Origin of the sequence: Aquaspirillum serpens DSM 68 (assembly GCF_000420525.1) — a bacterium.
Classification (GTDB): domain Bacteria; phylum Pseudomonadota; class Gammaproteobacteria; order Burkholderiales; family Aquaspirillaceae; genus Aquaspirillum; species Aquaspirillum serpens.
This window is the reverse complement of the sequence record NZ_ATVC01000056.1, coordinates 1-18,167: the sequence shown is the minus strand read 5'-3', so window position 1 is coordinate 18,167 and position 18,167 is coordinate 1. Positions and strand designations below refer to the sequence as shown.

The following is an 18,167-nucleotide window of genomic DNA, read 5'->3' as shown; positions in this document are numbered from 1 at the left end:
GAACTGTAATACAGACTTCGCTCTCCCCAATACGTCTGTTTCCGCACCTGAATTTCAATATTGTATTGCACCCCAAAACCATCTTTCGCTAACACATCTAACACGATTTCTTTGGCGTGTAGGTCTTCACCGGAGATATTCGGATTGAGGATATCCGTGATGGTAATCGGCGGTTGATCGTAACGAATGCTGTTGATCAAATCCGACAGCAATTCCGGTGATTGAGCAAAGAGACGTTTGAAGATGTAATCGTTCTTCGGGTCGAGTAACGGCAGCATGATTGGGGTGGGGCTGAGGATGATATGGTTAATTGTAGTCCGGCAGGTTGGGAAACGTCGTAGGTAAACAAAAAACCCCACCGAATTCGGTGAGGTTTTCTTTTTGACGAGAACGTCAGATTACATCATGCCGCCCATACCGCCCATGCCACCCATATCAGGTGCCGCAGGCTTGTCTTCTGGGATTTCAGCAATCATGCAATCGGTGGTCAGCATCAAACCAGCAACCGAAGCGGCGTGTTGCAACGCGGAGCGGGTCACTTTAGCTGGGTCTAACACACCCATTTCAACCAGATCGCCGTATTCACCGGTGGCAGCGTTATAGCCGAAGTTACCTTCGCCTTCGTACACTTTGTTCACCACCACAGAAGGCTCATCGCCAGCGTTCTTCACGATCTGACGCAGCGGGGCTTCGATCGCTTTCAACACGATTTGGATACCAGCGTCTTGTTCTGCGTTCAAGCCTTTCAGCTCGCCCATGTTCTTACGGGCACGCAACAGCGCAACGCCACCGCCGGGGACAATGCCTTCTTCCACTGCGGCACGAGTGGCGTGCAGTGCATCTTCCACGCGGGCTTTTTTCTCTTTCATTTCAACTTCGGTCGCAGCACCGACTTTGATCACTGCCACACCGCCGGCCAATTTCGCCACGCGCTCTTGCAGTTTTTCGCGGTCGTAGTCGCTGGTTGCTTCTTCGATTTGAGCGCGAATTTGTGCTACACGGGCTTGGATGTTGGCTTCTTGACCTGCGCCGTCGATGATGGTGGTGTTTTCTTTGCCCACTTCGACGCGTTTGGCTTGACCCAACAGATCCAGTGTCACTTTTTCCAAAGTCAAACCGACTTCTTCAGCAATCACAGTACCGCCGGTCAGGATAGCGATATCTTCCAACATGGCTTTGCGACGATCGCCAAAACCAGGTGCTTTCACTGCCACAGTTTTCAGGATGCCACGGATGTTGTTCACCACCAATGTTGCCAGTGCTTCACCATCCACATCTTCTGCGATGATTAACAGTGGGCGGCCAGATTTTGCCACTTGTTCCAAGGTTGGCAGCAGGTCGCGGATGTTGGAGATTTTTTTGTCAAACAACAACACAAATGGGTTGTCCAGTTGTGCAATTTGTTTTTCTGGTTGGTTGATGAAGTAGGGCGACAGGTAGCCACGGTCGAACTGCATCCCTTCGACCACGTCCAGTTCGTCTTCCAAACCGGAGCCATCTTCAACGGTGATCACGCCTTCTTTGCCGACTTTTTCCATCGCAGCAGCGATTTTTTCACCGATCACGGTGTCGCTGTTAGCGGAAATCGAACCCACTTGGGCGATTTCTTTGGTGGTGGCGCAAGGTTTGGCGATTTTTTTCAGTTCTTCCACGATGGCGATGACAGCTTTGTCGATACCACGTTTCAGATCCATTGGGTTCATGCCGGCGGCAACGTATTTCATGCCTTCTTGTACCACGGCTTGTGCCAATACGGTGGCTGTGGTGGTACCGTCACCAGCGATATCGTTGGTTTTGGATGCCACTTCTTTCACCATTTGGGCACCCATGTTTTCGAACTTGTCTTTCAGTTCGATTTCTTTAGCAACAGACACACCGTCTTTGGTGATGGTGGGGGCGCCATAGCTGCGCTCTAACACCACGTTGCGACCTTTCGGGCCCAAGGTGACTTTCACCGCGTCGGCCAGAATGTTAACGCCATTGACCATCTTGGCGCGGGCGGAATCACCAAATTTGACTTCTTTTGCTGCCATAGTGTGTTACTCCAGTCGTATTCGAATCGTCTAACTAAACAAAAGTGTGTGTGGCTTATTCCACAATGCCCATCACGTCTTCTTCGCGCATCACCAACAGCTCTTCACCGTCCACTTTGACGGTTTGGCCGGAGTATTTGCCGAAGATCACTTTGTTGCCGACTTTCAATTCCAGAGGACGACGCTCGCCGTTCTCTAAGATCTTGCCATTACCAACGGCGATTACTTCACCCATGTCCGGTTTTTCGGCGGCATTGCCGGGCAAAACGATACCAGAAGCGGTTTTTTCTTCGGCTTCGAGACGTTTGATCACAACGCGGTCATGTAAGGGACGAATTGCCATGGAGTTCTCCTGATTCACTTAGGGAGTTACAACAAAATCGGTTATTAAATTGCGAGGGATTTCCCTCTGGGCGGGGTGTTGTTAGCACTCTGCCCTTGCGAGTGCCAATAATAGGAACGCCCCAAGGGGTTTTCAAGAGCCCACCGCAAGAAATTTTTAGCCTTTTTTCAGTCGTGCCAGCATCAAAGCCGTGTTATCCAAGGGTCTGCCGTCTTCACATAAATAGTCGCTCGCTAGCAAAGCTTGTGGCACATGGCCGGGTTGAATGCGTCGCCATTGTGCTGTTTTGGATTCTTGCCAGACGGTATTTTGGCTAGAAGCAATGGCAAACAATTTGAATTCGCGGCTATCACAACGCAGCCCTTGGTGGCTGATATTTGCCACGCCCTCCGTGCTGGTGATGCGCAGGGTGTAACGAATCACGGCATCGGTGCCAATGCTAAGACTGTCGGCATCGAGGGCAATTTGATTTTGATACACCGGCCCGCCAGCAATCACCAGCCATGAGGTATTGGTATTGGGATAGGTGGGGAGGGTGGTGGCGGCTTCTTGCCACACTTTAGGCGGTTCCCAATGATAGTTTTGATTAAAACGATCACGGTTATCGGCCCATGCTGCTTGGCCGAGGCTGGCGAGTAATAAGACGGTGAGACTGCGACGAAAAGACATCACGATGTAAAGTCCAATTTAAAGGTAAAACGATTGCGTTGAGTTGGGCGGCCGGCGTGGTAGCCTTGTTCGCTGATAATGACATCGCCGCGTGAGCGCACCATCAAAATAGTCGAAGCGGTGGTGCCATAGTCATCGCTTTGGATGAAAACAGGGGACAGTAGGCGTTCCAATGTAGTACCGACACCAGTATTAGGCAGGGTTTCTAACGGTGGATGTTCTGTATCTTGCAACCAGCTAAATAGCTCTTCTTCGGCTGGCAGGCGCTTGATCCCTTGTAGCCGATGTTTGAGCCGTTCTACCTTCGGCCACGAGGTATTGAGCTGGGCATTGGATAAACCAAATACACCGTGCGTCAATCGGGTGAGGGTATGGCGTGGGCTGTGATAGCAATACAAATCATCTACCCGCCCAAACAACAGATTAAACGGCGCATAGCTGCGGCTTTGTTGGGTGAGATGGTGGGCAAATTCTAAGCTCGAGAGTTGTCCACAGACATAATCGGTCACCAAGCTGCCGCGTGATAGTGCTTGTGGCGGGGGTTTGAGTCCCATCCGTACATTGGTGACGGCGGCAAAACGCCCGTTGCGATGTAATGCCAACCAACTGCCGCCGCCTTGTAAATCGCGACCGCCAAAAACCTCGGGTTGATCGGGCCACGGGCCAAGGGCCGCACTGGGACGACGATAGTATTCATCTCGATTGGCTGCCAACAGCAACACGGTGCCGGGTAGCGCCTTATAGTGTAAACCGATGAGACACATGACAAAGTCGCTTTGTATAAAGATGATTAGGCAGGCGTAGAATAGTCGCCTTTCTTGTCTAAACTCAAATCTCGTCTAATGGCTATGTCTGAACTGAACCCCTTACCCCCAATTGACCAAACCCTCGATTTATCGGGACTCAACTGTCCATTGCCCATTCTTCGTACCAAAAAAGCCCTAGCAGTTTTAGCTTCTGGCAATGTGGTTGCTGTGACTGCCACCGATCCGGCGGCACCTGCCGATTTTGCTGCTTTTTGCAAACAAACTGGCCACACTTTGCTGCGCTCTGAGACATTAGACAATGGCAAATTTTGGTTGGTCCTACAGCGTCGCTAAATGCAATTCACCTTAATTAAAAAGGAGTGTGTGTCCGTGTCTATCCTGATTCGTAATGCCCGCATGGTCAACGAAGGCCAAATTCAACAGGGCGATATGTTGATTCGTCATGGGCGGATTGAAAAAATGGCGGCGGAAATCAGTGCGCCCAGCGATATCAAACAAGAAATTGATGCTGCAGGTCGCTATCTCTTGCCCGGCATGATTGATGACCAAGTGCATTTTCGTGACCCCGGCTTGACTCATAAAGGGTCGATTGCCACTGAATCACGCGCTGCTGTGGCGGGTGGGATCACCAGTTTTATGGATATGCCCAACACCAAACCGCCGACACTGACTCAACAAGCCCTAACAGATAAGTTGGCGCTGGGGGCGCAAACTGCAACGGCTAACTATGCTTTTCATTTCGGCGTCAGTAACGACAATCTGGATGAAGTATTAAAGGTTGATCCACGACGTACCCCCGGCATTAAAGTGTTCATGGGGGCTTCAACCGGCAATATGCTGGTGGATGATCCCAAAGTATTAGAAGCCCTGTTCGCACAAGCGCCGACGATTGTGCTGACGCATTGTGAAGACACCCCGATGATCAGCGCCAACGAAGCGGCTTTCCGTGAACGCTTTGGCGATGCGGTGCCGGCGGTGTACCACCCGATTATTCGAGGTCGTGAGGCGTGTTTGAAGTCGTCCTCGTTGGCGGTGGAGTTGGCGCGGAAACATGGCACGCGGCTGCATGTGCTGCATATCACCACTGCTGATGAATTGGCGTTGTTTGACCAAGGCCCGATGGCGAATAAGCAAATCACCGCCGAAGTGTGTGTCCATCATTTGTTGTTTGATGAGCGCGACTACGCCGATTTGGGGTATCTCATCAAATGCAATCCAGCCATTAAAACCCGTCAAGACCGTGACGCACTGCGGGCGGCGTTGGCATCGAATGTGCTCGATATTATCGGCACCGACCATGCGCCACATACCCGAGAAGAAAAAGCCGGCCACTATTTCCAAGCGCCGTCTGGCTTGCCTTTGGTGCAACATGCGTTGGCAGGTGCGTTAGAGCTGGTACACGATGGCGTGTTGTCGATTGAACAATTAGTACAAAAGACCAGTCATAACGTGGCGCAACGCTTCCGCATAGAAGAACGGGGCTTTTTACGCGAAGGTTATTGGGCCGATGTGGTGTTAGTGGAGATGGCAGAGGGGGAAACCGTCAGCAATGACAACTGCCTCTATCACTGTGGTTGGACACCGTTTGCCGGTCGTCATCTGCGCTCTCGTGTATTAACCACCCTTGTTTCTGGTCAAGTGGCTTGGCACGAAGGCCAAGTCCGCCCAGATTGTCGTGGCATGGCGTTGCGTTTTTCTCTTTAACCAAATTTGACACAAGGAGGGCTCATGCTGAGACGATGGCTAGGTGGGATGTTATGTGGGGTGTTGGTGGCGTGTTCAGATGCGCCAACGACAGACAGTAAACCAAAAGGCCCCCCGCCTATCAGTGTCAGCATGGCCACTGCCAGTGTGCGTACCTTGGAACAACGGACAGCGGTGTTGGCCGAGGTGGAGTCGTTAAATGCCGCCACGGTGGTCAGTGAAACCGCTGGCCGTGTGGTGCAACTGCATGTCGATGTCGGTAGCCAAGTGCAAGCGGGTCAACTCTTGGCAACCATCGATGCCGCTGATCTCACCAATACCCGTCTGGCGCGTGATGCCGACGCGTTGCGTTTGCAAACTCAAGCCGAACAACAACAACGGCAAGTCAGCCGTTATCAACAACTATTTGAACAAGGGTTTGTGTCCTCGGCTTATTTAGAAGAACAAAAAACCCAATTAACCGCATTACAAAAACAGCTGAGTGCTGCCCAAGCACAAGCCGAGAATGCCCGCCGCGATCAGGCCCGCGCCGGAGTGAAAGCGGCCCAAGCTGGCACCATTGATAGCCGCTTGGTCAGTGAAGGCGAATATGTCTCGGTCGGGAAGGCGCTGTTTCGTTTGGTGGGGCAACAAGGTTTGCGTGCTCGTTTTGCCTTGTCAGAACGCGAGGGCAGTGTGTTGCGAGTGGGCAGCCCTGTGACATTAACAACAGAAACCGGTGATCGCTTCACTGCTGCTGTCAGTGAGATTCGTCCTGCGTTAGATAGTCAAAACCGTATGTTAGAAGCCTTGGTAGCGTTGCCACCGCAGGCGAAATTTCGTGTTGGACAAAGTGTTGAAGCTTCGGTGGTATTGAGCAGCAAACAAGCGTTGGCCGTACCGAGTATTGCCGTGGTAGCGCGGCAGCAAGGTTCGGTGGTGTTTGTCGCCGATAAAGGACAAGCTCGCGCTACGGTGGTGAAAACTGGCGTGGAAGATCAAGGTTGGGTGGAAATTGTGGACGGTCTCGCTGCCGGTACGCCGGTGGTCAGCGACGGCGCTGGTTTCTTATCTGATGGCGCAAAAATTAAAGCGAAAACCGAGAAGCAAGACAGCAAAGCAAGCAAAAATTCGCTAGAAGGCCGCCAGTCATGAGATTAGCCGAATTTTCGATTCGTCGTCATGTTCTGACGTATATGATGTCTGCGGTGCTGATTTTATTTGGCGTTTTGGCGTATCAACGTATTGGGGTAGATCGCTATCCCAATATCGAACAACCCATTATCAGTGTATCGACCACCTTGCGCGGTGCCACACCGGAAGTGGTGGATAACAGCATTACACAAGCGATTGAGTCCGCCGTGAACAGTGTGCCCGGGATTGATTTAATCGAATCGACTTCGAGCCCGGGCCGTTCCAGCGTCAAAATTACCTTTAATTTAGATAAAGATGTCGATGTTGCCTTCAACGAAGTGCAATCGAAAGTGAGTCAGGCACAGCGCAGTTTGCCCGATGAAGCCGACGCGCCGGTGGTGTCAAAAACCGATGCCAATTCGTCACCAATTATGTGGTTGTCGCTGACGGGGGATCGTACCTTGCAACAGCTGTATGACTACGGTGATAACGTGGTTAAAAAGCAGCTAGAAACCATTGATGGTGTTGGCGAGGTGTTGGTGCGTGGCCGAGGGGAGCGGGTGATTCGGATTGAGCTCGACCCTCTGCGTTTGGCACGCTATAGCCTGACGGCAAAAGAAGTACAAGACGCTTTTAAACGCGAACATTTACAACAAGCCGGTGGTTTTGTGGTGGCGGGGCCGCGTGAGTATTTGGTGGATCTCAACCTAGAGTTTCACTCGTTATCTGCCTTGCAGGAGATGGTGGTGGTGTGGCGGGGCAACGGCGCAGTGCGGTTGGCGGATGTGGCGCGGGTGATAGATGGCGAAACAGATATGCGTAATTTGTCGCGTATCAACGGTAAGCCAACGGTCAACCTCGGTATTGTGCGGATTGCCAACACCAATACGGTGGCGATTGCTGATGAAGTGCTACGGCGCATTGATAGCCAAATTCGCCCCAGTTTGCCGCCCGGAATGAATCTGGCGGTGGTGTCGAATGATTCTACCTTTGTGCTAGAGATGGTGGCGGCGCTGAAAAGCCATTTATTTGAAGGCACATTGCTGGCTGCCTTGGTGGTGTGGTTATTTTTGCGTAGCTGGCGCTCGACTCTTATCGTGGCCTTGGCTATTCCGGTTTCTCTACTGGGGGCCATCGCCTTAATGTATTTCCTCGGTTACACCTTTAACACCGTGACGCTGTTGGCGCTGCTATTGCTGATTGGTGTGGTGGTCGATGATGCCATTGTGGTGTTGGAAAACATTCACCGCCGGCGTGAAATGGGGCAACACGACCCAATGCAAGCGGCGATTGATGGCAGTCAGGAAGTGATTTTTGCTGTGATTGCGGCGACTCTGAGTTTGGTAGCGATTTTCCTGCCGGTGATTTTTTTATCGGGGATTGTCGGGCGCTTGTTTAATTCGTTTGCGATTGTGGTGTCGTTTGGGGTGATGGTGTCGCTGTTTGTTGCGGTGACGTTGACGCCGATGTTGTGCAGCCGCTTTTTGCAAGTAGAAACTCAACATGGCCGCCTGTATGTCTGGTTAGAGCAACAATTTATTGCTCTTGAACAATCGTATAGTCGTTTATTGCGTTTTTCGTTGCGCCATCGGTTGTTGATTTTATTGGTGGGGGTAGTGGCCGTCGCAGCGAGTGCGGTGCCGATGATGGCGATGAAAAGCGAGTTTTTGCCCGAAGAAGATGAAGGCCGCTTTATGGTCAATATTCGGACGCCGGTGGGGTCTAGCATCTACTACACCGATGAAAAAACCAAACAGGTCGAACAGATATTAAAACGCTATCCCGAAATCCAAAATGTGCTGGCGATTGTGGGCGGTTTTGGATCGAGCGGGGTGAATTCGACTTTTATGATTGTTCGGATGAAGCCGCGTGATGAGCGCAGTCAATCACAGCAACAGTTGTTGGGCGAAGTACGCAAGGCGTTAAGCGGGATTGCTGGGGCACGGGTGTCGGCGTTCCCCTATCCGCGTGTGGGTGAAACCCGTGGCGGCAAGCTGCAATTTGCTGTGGTGGGGCCCAATTTGAATGAAGTGGGTCAACAAGCGGCCAATTTACAACGGCTGTTATCGGCTGATCCGGCGATTGGGCGGGTGGATTTGGATGTGGATTTGAACTTGCCACAAATTCGCTTTGATATTCAACGTGATGCCGTGGCGAAATATGGTTTAACCGTTCAATCAGTGGCCGAGACGCTCAATCTTTTGTCGGCAGGCAGCAATATTGCCCAGTTTAACGGAGGTGGCAGCGGCACTCGCTACGATGTGCGGTTAAAAGCGGCGGACAGTGCGCTGACACGGCCAGAAGATTTGCAGAAAATTTATTTGCGTAATCAGCAAGGTGAGATGATTCGATTGGATAGCGTGTTGAAAATCGAGCGCAGTGTGGGGCCTACTCAAATTGAACGGCAAAACCTGCTGTATTCCGCCACGCTGAAAGGTTCGCCGACGGTATCGCTTTCTGAAGCGGTGGCGAAGGTAGAACAAGTGGCGCGTGATACTTTGCCCCCAGGTTATCGGATTGAAAAACTCGGTGAGGCGCGGGAATTGGAGCGCACCGGCGGTCAGTTGTTGTTTGTGTTCGGGTTGGCGTCGCTATTGCTGTATATGATTTTGGCCAGTCAGTTCAACTCGTTTGCACAGCCGGCGGTGATTATGTTGGCTGAACCACTGGCGGTGGTTGGCGGGCTGTTCGCGCTGTGGTGGACAGGCAATACCCTAAACACCTATTCGGTGATTGGTTTGATTTTGTTGATTGGTTTGGTGGCGAAAAATGCCATTTTGTTGGTGGATGTGACCAATCAGTTTCGCGCTAGAGGGATGTCGGTGGATGAGGCCTTGGCCGCCAGCTGCCCTATGCGTCTGCGTCCGGTGTTAATGACCTCGCTGACGGTGATTTTGGCGATGTTCCCAGCGGCATTGGGCTTGGGGGCGGGGGCAGAAACCAATGGCCCGCTGTCGATTGCGGTGATTGGTGGCATGTTAAGTTCGACTTTACTGACGCTTGTGGTTGTCCCCGCCGCATATTCGTTGTTGGAAAATGCGCTAGCGCGGCGGGCGGCTCGCTAACGGTACATAAAAATCAAACCGTGTGCTTTTTCCTTGTAGTTCTGCATTCGGCGGGGGGCCGGGGATGCGTTCGCCCAAGCGTGGACGCTTCACCACCACCCGCTTTTTTGCCACTTGTAAGGCTGCCGCCAACAAGCGTTCACTATCGAGATCATCGCCAATGCAGTGTTGAAAAGCCTGCATGTCTTTTTTAGCAGCGGCGCTTTTTCCTGTATCTGGAAACATCGGGTCGAGATACACCACATCGGGCCGTTGCGCGCTGTCTAACGTCAGCAACCAATCTGCTGCATCAGCGTGAACCAACTGCATTCTTTCCACAATGTCAGCGGTGTCTGAGTGGGCGGCGGCGCGCGCGAGGCCATCGGCAAGTAAAGCGGCGGCCACTGGCGAGCGTTCAATCAGTGTCACTTCACATCCCAACGTGGCTAACACAAAAGCATCACGGCCTAAACCGGCGGTGGCATCGACAACCTGTGGCAGATAACTGCCTTTGATACCGATGGCTTTCGCCACCGGTTGCCCTTTTCCACCACCAAATTGGCGACGATGGGCGGCGGCACCTTCGACAAATTCAGCCATCACCGCCCCGTGAGCATGGGGATGTTCCAAACTGAGCTGGGTCTCGCGCAACACCAAGGCATAGCCATCGCTGGGCAGGTGGTCTTGCAATGACAACGCAAATTGCACAGCAAAGGCTTCGGCTTCGTGTTGACGATTTGGTGCTAAACAAACAAGGGGAGGCAGAACGGGCATAGTGTATTTCTCAACAACTTCTTAAAGGGTGTTGACCGCAGCGGCAGTTTGCTAGACTGGCTACTGTCATGACAAAAGGGGTCGGCAGTGGGTTATGGCTTGGCTTTAGCATTGGGTATTACATTGCCACATAGTTTACCGTCAATCGTACCTTGGCCGGTATCGCTGCTGTTGGCGATGGCTTTTGCGGCGGTGGCAGTGGTGAGCCGAAAGTCGCTACTTTGCTGGGGATGTCTATTGCTGTTGGGTGTCAGTTGGAGTGCTTGGCGTATCGACCATCGCTTGGCACAACAGCTCCCTCCGGCATGGGAAGGTCGCACTATCGAACTTACTGGGCAAGTGGTTGGTTTACCCGAGATGACACGCTATGGCTGGCGCGTTGAGTTCGAGGTTGACGACGTGCTCACAGCGGATCACACCCTGCGCTTGCCCTCGTGTTTGACTTTGTTTGATAGCCGCCAGCAATTACCGCCTACTTTACTTGTCGGATCACATTGGCAGATGCAGGTTCGGTTGAAACGGATGCACAGTGTGGTCAATCCGTATGGCCGTGAGTTGGAGTCAAGCTTATGGGCCAATGCGCAACTGGTGTCAGGTCAAATCCGCCGCACCGTTCCTCTTTCCCCTCGCTTCAGTGAAACATGGTCGATTGACCACTGGCGCGACCGTATTCGCCAACATATTGCCCAACAGCTGCCGAATCAGCGTTACGCTGGTTTGGTCAGTGCCTTGGTAATCGGTGACCAACAAGCGATTCCCGCTGAACAATGGCAACTGTTTCAACGCACTGGTTTGATTCATCTCATCAGTATTTCTGGGGTTCATCTCACTTTAGCGGCGGCGGGGGTGGCATGGATGACCGCATTGTTGTTGCGTGGGTGTGCTGTTCAAACCGCACACCGCCCGATTATCGCGGCAGCGGCGTTGTTATTTGCCGCAGTGTATGCCCTGTTAGCTGGGTTTTCTGTCCCGACACAGCGTTCCTTTTATATGTTAGTGGCAGTGACGTGGGCATTAAGTCGGCGTGAACCGTGGCCGTTGCCAAAAATTTTGTTGTTTGCGGCGTTGGCAGTATTGATTCCCGACCCTTTCGCAGTGTTAACCCTCGGCTTTTGGCTATCCTTCGGCACGGTGGCGGCAATGGCCTTGGCGGTGGTGGGCTATGTGCGGCGGCCAAGTGGGTGGAGGCTGTGGTTAGATGCCCAATGGGGCGCTAATGTCTTGACCTTATTACCGGTGTTGGTGCTGTTTCAAACAATCAGTTGGGTTGCACCATTAGCCAACGCCTATGCGATTCCTCTGATTGGAGGCTTTGCCACTGGACTATTGCTGTTGGCGACTGCGCTACCGGTTTCGTGGGCTTTGCCGGTGGCACATCAGATATTGGTGTGGTTGTTATGGCCGGTGGAATACATCGGGCAGTGGCCGCAGTGGGTGATGGCAGTGCCTGAACCGTTGGCATTATTAGCCGCTATCTTGGGTTGTGGTTTATTGCTTGTGCCGTTTGGCGTGGGGGGACGCGGTTTTGCGGTGCTGTTGTTATTGCCGCTATTTTTTGCGCCACCGCCGCGCCCTGCGCTGAATGAGGTGTGGTTGACGGTGTTGGATGTCGGTCAAGGGTTAGCGGTATGGATTCAAACCGCCCACCATAGCCTGTTGTATGACACCGGCCCGCGTTTGGGTGAGCGTGATATGGGGGAACGGGTGGTGGTGCCACAGTTACACGCGGCTGGAGTGACCCAACTCGATGCGTTGATTTTAAGTCACGATGACCTTGACCATGTCGGTGGCACGGCCGCTGTTGCCGCCGCTTTTTCGGTGCAACAATGGTTGGCTCCCTATCGCTTAGCCAGTGCAACACAACTGTCCGCGTCGTTTGTCCCATGTCGGCAGGGGATGGTGTGGCAATGGGACGGGGTGGAGTTTGCTTTTTTGCATCCAGTCGTTGGCGAACCGCAGCGCGATGACAACGGCCAGTCTTGTGTATTACGAGTGCGAGCCGGCTCGCAGGCGATGTTGTTAACCGGTGATATTACTGCGGCAGAAGAAGCACAATTAGTCCAACAACAGCCAGACTTATTGCGCTCACAAGTGTTGTTAGCGGCGCATCACGGCAGCCGCACTTCCTCCAGTTTGGCGTTTTTAAACACCGTGGCACCGGAACAAGTGATCGTCAGCGTGGGATATCGCAATGCTTTCCGCCATCCTCAGCCTCAGGTATGGGAACGGTTTTTATGGGTGGCAAAACAGCGCTGGCGCACCGACCGTGATGGCGCAATTCGCGTGCATCTGACACCCAACCAAAGCCATATTCACGCCCAGCGTGCCGAGGCACGCCGCTATTGGTATGCCGCCAGCGCCGGCAGCGGTGATTAAGCTCACTGCCTCAATCACCACGCCATGGCATCACCGGTACAGTGGAAATGCTGTTGGCTGGTGCGCCTTCGATTAACTTACGGCTAATGGCGAGATAAACCAAAGTCCGGTTTTTTTCATCCCATAACCTGACCACGCGGGTTTCTTTAAACAACAGCGAAGTGTCTTCGCTAAACACGGTCTCTTCTTCGGGGAGCTTAGCTGGCAAGCTGATAGGGCCGGTTTGACGACAGGCCAGCGAAAACTGCGAGGGGTCTTGTGCCAAGCCCAAACTGCCGGAAATGCCTCCCTTACGCGCTTGGCTTACATGACAGGTTACCCCTGGCACTTTTTTATCGTAAAACGCCTCGACACACACACGGTGGTTCGCGCCCAATAATTTCCATGCTGTGGTGGCACATCCCACTGTCTCTGCGGCGGCGGTCATCGCCCACAGTGAAACCACGCCAGCCACTGCCACACGAAGTAAGCTGCTCATACCGCACTCAATTCTTGATAGAGATTGACGAACTCTTGGCTCAGTTTGTGTTTAGGGTCGAAATGGATCAGCGGCTTGGCGGCTTGGTGTGATTCACGGATTTTGACTGAGCTGGACAGGCGCACCGTTCGCACTGGCAAACCTTCGGCTTCGAGTTCTGTTACCAATTTCACCGGCAAAGCGGCGCGGGGTTGGAATTGGTTGACAATCACCCCTTCCACTTCCAGCGAACGATTATGGTCATTGCGAATTTCTTCGACATTTCCCATCAGGGTATATAAGGCTTGGCGCGAGAAGGTATCGCAATCAAAAGGAATCAAACAGCGATCAGCGGCAATCAGTGCCGAACGGGTGAAGAAATTGAGTGCCGGAGGGGTATCAATCCAGATTTCGTCGTATTGCTCGCTCAACTCGTTGAGGGCATCCCGCAATTTATACATCTTATAGCGGGCTTCTAATTTACCTGCCAGCTCGCCCAATTCGGGATGAGAGGCGATCAAAAACAAATTCTCGAACGGGGTGGCTTGGGCAAATTCATGATTTTTTTTGGCGAATAAGCTGAAGTTTAAAATCTGCTCAAAGAATTCAAATAACCCTGGTTGGGTGCTGGGGGCACCAAGCAAATAATGGCTGAGGTTGCCCTGTGGATCGAGGTCAATTAACAACACTTTTCGCCCTTGCCACGCGGCAATGGCAGCGAGGTTGGCGGTGATGGTTGATTTACCCACCCCCCCTTTTTGGTTAAACACCACTCTGCGAATCGCTGGCATCACTTTTTCCCTTTAGTTCGCTGGGCAAACTCGTTGTTTTTGTTGTTCGCTGGCCGATTTACTGCTGATGGGCTGGCTGCGGCTTTCTTGTTCGCTATAGCGATAGGTCACCACCAAGCGGTTGTTTTCATCATATAGCGTGGTGTCTAACAGGCGGTAGGTCTGATTGGCACAGTCAATTTCCCATGTGTTTAAGGAATGTTTGTGCCGAGGGACGGTGAGGAAATTTTCTTTAGCGAGATTAAAGATAGTTTTCCGGTCGCGAAAAGTGACTTTATTGCCTTGCCGTTTAATCGAGAGTTTGTCGAGTTCGTGCATGGTATTGCCATTCGGGGTGACCCCGAGGTTTTCCCAATCGGCGTTGGGTGAACTGCTACTTCCGGTCTGTCCCCCTTGTGGGGTGGCACAGCCTGCCAACATCAACAGAGCAGCCAACCCTGCCCCAACTAAACGAAACTGACACTTCTGCATGCTGAATCCTTTGCTGACTGCGATCTTCCCGCCGCCAAGGGGGGTAAAACGCTTACAATTATTGGCTTTCCTGCCTATTTTGCCCAATCCATGACTACTGCGTCTGACATTTTGCATCATGTTTTTGGTTATACCGCGTTTCGTGGAGATCAGGAAGCTATCGTCAATCACCTTGTCAACGGCGGTGATGCTTTAGTGGTGATGCCAACCGGTGGCGGAAAATCGCTGTGTTTTCAGATTCCTGCTTTGTTGCGTGACGGTATCGCCATCGTGGTCAGCCCATTGATTGCGTTAATGCAAAACCAAGTGGCAACCTTGACCGAACTGGGGGTGGCGGCGGCTTATTTGAATTCTGCCCAAACACCAGAACAGGCGCGTGAGGTGGCGAAGGCGATGCAGCGCGGCGAACTCAAACTGGTGTATGTGGCACCTGAGCGTTTGTTACAGCCGCGTTTTTTGGCTTTTTTAGCCAGTTTGCCGCTGGCGCTGTTTGCGATTGATGAGGCGCATTGTGTCAGCCAATGGGGGCACGATTTCCGACCGGAATACCGTCAGCTCGGTGTATTGGCACAACATTTCCCAACTGTGCCGCGCATTGCCCTTACCGCCACCGCCGATGCACAAACGCGGCAAGAGATTCAACACCATCTCGAACTCGAACAAGCACAGCTGTTTTTATCCAGCTTTGCCCGTCCCAATCTGCACTATCGCGTGGTACAAAAAAACCAAGCCAAACAACAGTTGCTGGCGCTGATTCAAAACCATTATCGCGAGCAATCGGGGATTGTGTACTGTGCTTCACGCAAACGAGTTGAGGACATCACCGCATGGCTGGTTGAACAAGGTATTTTAGCGTTGCCTTACCATGCGGGTTTGCCACATGCCATGCGTGAACAACACCAACAGCAGTTTTTGCGTGATGATGGCGTGGTGATGGTGGCAACGGTGGCGTTTGGCATGGGCATTGATAAACCGGATGTGCGTTTTGTCGCCCATGTCGATTTACCGCGTAGCCCAGAAAGTTTTTATCAAGAGTCGGGGCGGGCGGGGCGTGATGGTCTGCCGGCACTCAGTTGGCTGTGTTATGGCCTAAGCGATGTGATGCAAATTCAGTTCATGGTTACCCAGTCGGCACTTAGCCCCGACCGCCAACAGGTGGAGCTGAATAAATTACAAGCGATGTTGGCCTATTGCGAAACCAATACCTGCCGTCATCAACAGCTATTAGCCCATTTTGGCGAAACAGTAGCGCCATGTGGCAAGTGTGATAACTGCTGTCAACCGCCGGCCTTGTTTGATGCGACGGTGCCGGTACAAAAATTACTGTCTTGTCTTTATCGGACAAATCAACAATTGGGTGCTGCACAGATTATTGACATTCTATTAGGGAAAGCCGAACACAACGATACGGCGGCATGGCGGCATCTTTCCACCTTTGGGATTGGTCAGGAACTGACTCAGCGTGGATGGCGGGCGGTGATTCGGCAATTATTAGCCCGTGGCCTATTAAAATTGGGTGATGCGCCGCGACATGCGCTGTTGTTGTCGCCCGAGTGCCGTTCGATTTTGAAAGGTGAACAGCCGGTTTGGTTGCGGCCCCTTGAAAGCAAAAATAATAAGTGGATTGCACAAACTGGTGAACGTTGGTTACGTACCGAACGACAAGAACGACTATGGCAACGCCTACGCCGATGGCGTAAAGAAGTGGCTGAGGCGCATAATGTGCCGGCCTATGCCATTTTTCTTGATCGCACGCTGCGCGAATTGATCGAAAAGCTTCCTGAGAATGCAACCGAACTCAGGCATATTACTGGGGTTGGCGAAAGTAAAGTGGCGCGTTACGGCCAACAACTATTGAATTTACTGCATCAGGCAGAGTGAACCTCATTGCCTGTTGCGAGATGACCTTGTTTTCTGGAGCGAATAAATGCCCGTCAATTTACCTGTATTAAATTCTGCCGAATTGCCTGCTGTGGCGGGTGTCTCGTTGGCGTATGCCGAAGCTGGGATTAAAAAGCCCGGCCGTAAAGATGTGTTGTTAATGACTTTGGCTGAAGGCAGCACGGTCGCTGGTGTGTTTACCAAAAATCGTTTTTGTGCTGCACCGGTTCACCTGTGTCGTGAACATTTAACCAGTGGCGAGGCTATCCGCGCCATCGTGGTCAATACCGGCAATGCCAATGCAGGGACAGGCGAAGAAGGCCGGCAACGGGCGACGCGTGTGTGTGATGCGGTGGCCGCTGAGTTGGGGTGTACGCGGCAACAAGTCTTGCCTTTCTCTACCGGTGTCATTCTTGAACCCTTGCCATACGAAAAAATCATTGCCGCTTTACCCGAGCGCAAAACCGCTGATTGGGCTCAGGCTGCCGAGGCGATCATGACCACCGATGTGTTGCCAAAAGCGACATCACGTCAAATTGTGGTGGATGGCAAAACAATCACTATTACAGGTATTGCAAAAGGCGCGGGGATGATTCATCCCAATATGGCAACCATGCTCGGTTTTATTGCCACCGATGCTGCTGTGCCGCAGGCCTTATTACAAGCCGTCGTGAAAGAAGTGGCGGATGTCTCTTTTAATAGCATCACCATTGATGGTGATACCTCGACCAACGACTCCTTTATTCTGGTTGCGACTGGACAAAGCGGTGTCGAGATAGCCGAGCGTGATACCCCTGCTTTTGCTCCCTTCTATCAAGCCTTGCGCGAGGTGGCTGAACAACTGGCACAGGCCATTGTTCGCGATGGTGAAGGCGCAACCAAATTCATGACCATTAAGGTTGAAGGTGGAAAAACCATCGACGAATGTAAAGCGATTGGCTATGCCATCGGCCGTTCTCCGTTGGTCAAAACTGCCTTCTTCGCTTCAGATCCCAACTTGGGCCGGATTTTGGCTGCGATTGGCTATGCCGGTATTGACGATCTGGATGTTGAGAAGCTGTCTTTGTATTTAGATGATGTGCTGGTGGCGGTGAATGGCGGGCGTAACCCTGCCTATCAAGAAGAAGATGGTCAGCGTGTGATGAAACAGGCAGAAATCACGATTCGGGTGGTGTTGGGCCGTGGTGAGGCCAATGCGACCGTGTGGACATGTGATTTTTCGTATGATTACGTAAAGATCAATGCTGACTACCGCAGCTAATTGACAGATTAAGCCTCTTTTTTGCAAAGGAAAGTGGCTTAACAAACAATCATTTATCTAATTCTCCAAACTTTTTCTGTTTTCAGCTGTTGACGAGTATGGAGGAGGTGGGTATAGTTCGCTTCCTCGCTGCAACACAGCAGCAGCAAACAGCGTTTAGCTGTTTGATCGATCTTTAACAGAATACAACCGATAGGTGTAAGCGCTTGGACATCAAGCGCTTGCACAAATGAAATACGTCAGTATTGAGTTTTGTGAGCGAAAAAAGTTTAAACAGAGATTGAACTGAAGAGTTTGATCCTGGCTCAGATTGAACGCTGGCGGCATGCTTTACACATGCAAGTCGAACGGTAACAGGGTGCTTGCACCGCTGACGAGTGGCGAACGGGTGAGTAATGCGTCGGAACGTGCCGAGTAATGGGGGATAACGCATCGAAAGGTGTGCTAATACCGCATACGCTCTGAGGAGGAAAGCTGGGGATC

16 protein-coding genes and 1 rRNA gene are annotated in these 18,167 nt (G+C 52.1%); 8 read left to right on the top strand and 9 right to left on the bottom strand.

Annotated elements, in window-relative coordinates; all coding sequences use genetic code 11:
- The 5 genes from G465_RS0110305 to G465_RS0110285 form a co-directional block, all read right to left on the bottom strand.
- Window positions 1–278, bottom strand: a 278-nt coding sequence (locus G465_RS0110305) for an Rpn family recombination-promoting nuclease/putative transposase (RefSeq protein ID WP_027405385.1), incomplete at its 3' end; no start/stop codon positions are given.
- A gap of 120 nt (window positions 279–398) precedes the next feature.
- Window positions 399–2,033 carry a chaperonin GroEL gene (groL, locus tag G465_RS0110300; RefSeq protein WP_022654385.1) on the bottom strand — a complete coding sequence of 545 codons (1,635 nt, stop codon included), beginning with the start codon at window positions 2,031–2,033 and terminating at the stop codon, window positions 399–401.
- Between the two features lie 55 nt (window positions 2,034–2,088).
- Window positions 2,089–2,376, bottom strand: a complete 288-nt coding sequence (gene groES, locus G465_RS0110295; RefSeq protein ID WP_022654384.1) for a co-chaperone GroES — start codon at window positions 2,374–2,376, stop codon at window positions 2,089–2,091.
- Window positions 2,377–2,532: 156 nt separating this feature from the next.
- Window positions 2,533–3,045 carry a CNP1-like family protein gene (locus tag G465_RS15155; protein ID WP_022654383.1) on the bottom strand — a complete coding sequence of 171 codons (513 nt, stop codon included), beginning with the start codon at window positions 3,043–3,045 and terminating at the stop codon, window positions 2,533–2,535.
- Window positions 3,045–3,809 (bottom strand): NRDE family protein, encoded by a 765-nt coding sequence (locus G465_RS0110285; RefSeq protein ID WP_022654382.1) that lies wholly within the window; start codon window positions 3,807–3,809, stop codon window positions 3,045–3,047. The genes G465_RS15155 and G465_RS0110285 overlap by 1 nt, the downstream gene beginning before the upstream one ends.
- A gap of 84 nt (window positions 3,810–3,893) precedes the next feature.
- On the opposite strand from G465_RS0110285, the gene G465_RS0110280 reads away from it, so the two are divergent.
- Genes G465_RS0110280 through G465_RS0110265 form a run of 4 tightly spaced genes read left to right on the top strand, consistent with a single transcriptional unit; the run spans window position 3,894 to window position 9,694 of the window.
- Window positions 3,894–4,145, top strand: coding sequence for a sulfurtransferase TusA family protein (locus G465_RS0110280; protein WP_040399607.1), 252 nt, complete (start codon window positions 3,894–3,896; stop codon window positions 4,143–4,145).
- Between the two features lie 36 nt (window positions 4,146–4,181).
- A complete protein-coding gene (locus G465_RS0110275) occupies window positions 4,182–5,516 on the top strand; it encodes a dihydroorotase (protein ID WP_211213759.1) in 1,335 nt (444 codons plus the stop codon).
- A 24-nt stretch (window positions 5,517–5,540) separates the two neighbouring features.
- Window positions 5,541–6,650, top strand: a complete 1,110-nt coding sequence (locus G465_RS14425; protein ID WP_081642759.1) for an efflux RND transporter periplasmic adaptor subunit — start codon at window positions 5,541–5,543, stop codon at window positions 6,648–6,650.
- Entirely contained in the window at window positions 6,647–9,694 is a 3,048-nt protein-coding gene (locus tag G465_RS0110265; protein WP_022654378.1) for an efflux RND transporter permease subunit, read from the top strand. The genes G465_RS14425 and G465_RS0110265 overlap by 4 nt, the downstream gene beginning before the upstream one ends.
- Here G465_RS0110265 and G465_RS0110260 read toward each other — a convergent pair.
- The gene (locus G465_RS0110260) at window positions 9,671–10,447 is read right to left on the bottom strand and encodes a class I SAM-dependent methyltransferase (RefSeq protein ID WP_022654377.1); all 777 of its coding nucleotides are present in this window, start codon (window positions 10,445–10,447) and stop codon (window positions 9,671–9,673) included. The genes G465_RS0110265 and G465_RS0110260 overlap by 24 nt on opposite strands.
- Window positions 10,448–10,534: 87 nt before the next feature.
- On the opposite strand from G465_RS0110260, the gene G465_RS0110255 reads away from it, so the two are divergent.
- Window positions 10,535–12,823 carry a DNA internalization-related competence protein ComEC/Rec2 gene (locus G465_RS0110255; protein WP_022654376.1) on the top strand — a complete coding sequence of 763 codons (2,289 nt, stop codon included), beginning with the start codon at window positions 10,535–10,537 and terminating at the stop codon, window positions 12,821–12,823.
- Between the two features lie 10 nt (window positions 12,824–12,833).
- Here the strand turns inward: G465_RS0110255 and G465_RS0110250 are convergent, their stop codons facing one another.
- Genes G465_RS0110250 through G465_RS0110240 form a run of 3 tightly spaced genes read right to left on the bottom strand, consistent with a single transcriptional unit; the run spans window position 12,834 to window position 14,542 of the window.
- Window positions 12,834–13,301, bottom strand: coding sequence for a CreA family protein (locus G465_RS0110250; protein WP_022654375.1), 468 nt, complete (start codon window positions 13,299–13,301; stop codon window positions 12,834–12,836).
- Window positions 13,298–14,071 carry a ParA family protein gene (locus G465_RS0110245; protein WP_022654374.1) on the bottom strand — a complete coding sequence of 258 codons (774 nt, stop codon included), beginning with the start codon at window positions 14,069–14,071 and terminating at the stop codon, window positions 13,298–13,300. Before G465_RS0110245 ends, G465_RS0110250 begins: the two co-directional genes overlap by 4 nt.
- A gap of 12 nt (window positions 14,072–14,083) precedes the next feature.
- Window positions 14,084–14,542 (bottom strand): surface-adhesin E family protein, encoded by a 459-nt coding sequence (locus tag G465_RS0110240; protein ID WP_022654373.1) that lies wholly within the window; start codon window positions 14,540–14,542, stop codon window positions 14,084–14,086.
- Window positions 14,543–14,632: 90 nt separating this feature from the next.
- On the opposite strand from G465_RS0110240, the gene recQ reads away from it, so the two are divergent.
- The 3 genes from recQ to G465_RS0110225 form a co-directional block, all read left to right on the top strand.
- Complete coding sequence (gene recQ, locus G465_RS0110235) at window positions 14,633–16,423, top strand: DNA helicase RecQ (protein ID WP_022654372.1); 1,791 nt, start codon at window positions 14,633–14,635, stop codon at window positions 16,421–16,423.
- Window positions 16,424–16,469: 46 nt separating this feature from the next.
- Window positions 16,470–17,684: a bifunctional glutamate N-acetyltransferase/amino-acid acetyltransferase ArgJ gene (gene argJ / locus G465_RS0110230; RefSeq protein ID WP_022654371.1), complete on the top strand. Its 1,215-nt coding sequence runs from the start codon at window positions 16,470–16,472 to the stop codon at window positions 17,682–17,684.
- Window positions 17,685–17,966: 282 nt separating this feature from the next.
- Window positions 17,967–18,167 (top strand): 16S ribosomal RNA (locus tag G465_RS0110225); the annotation flags it as partial.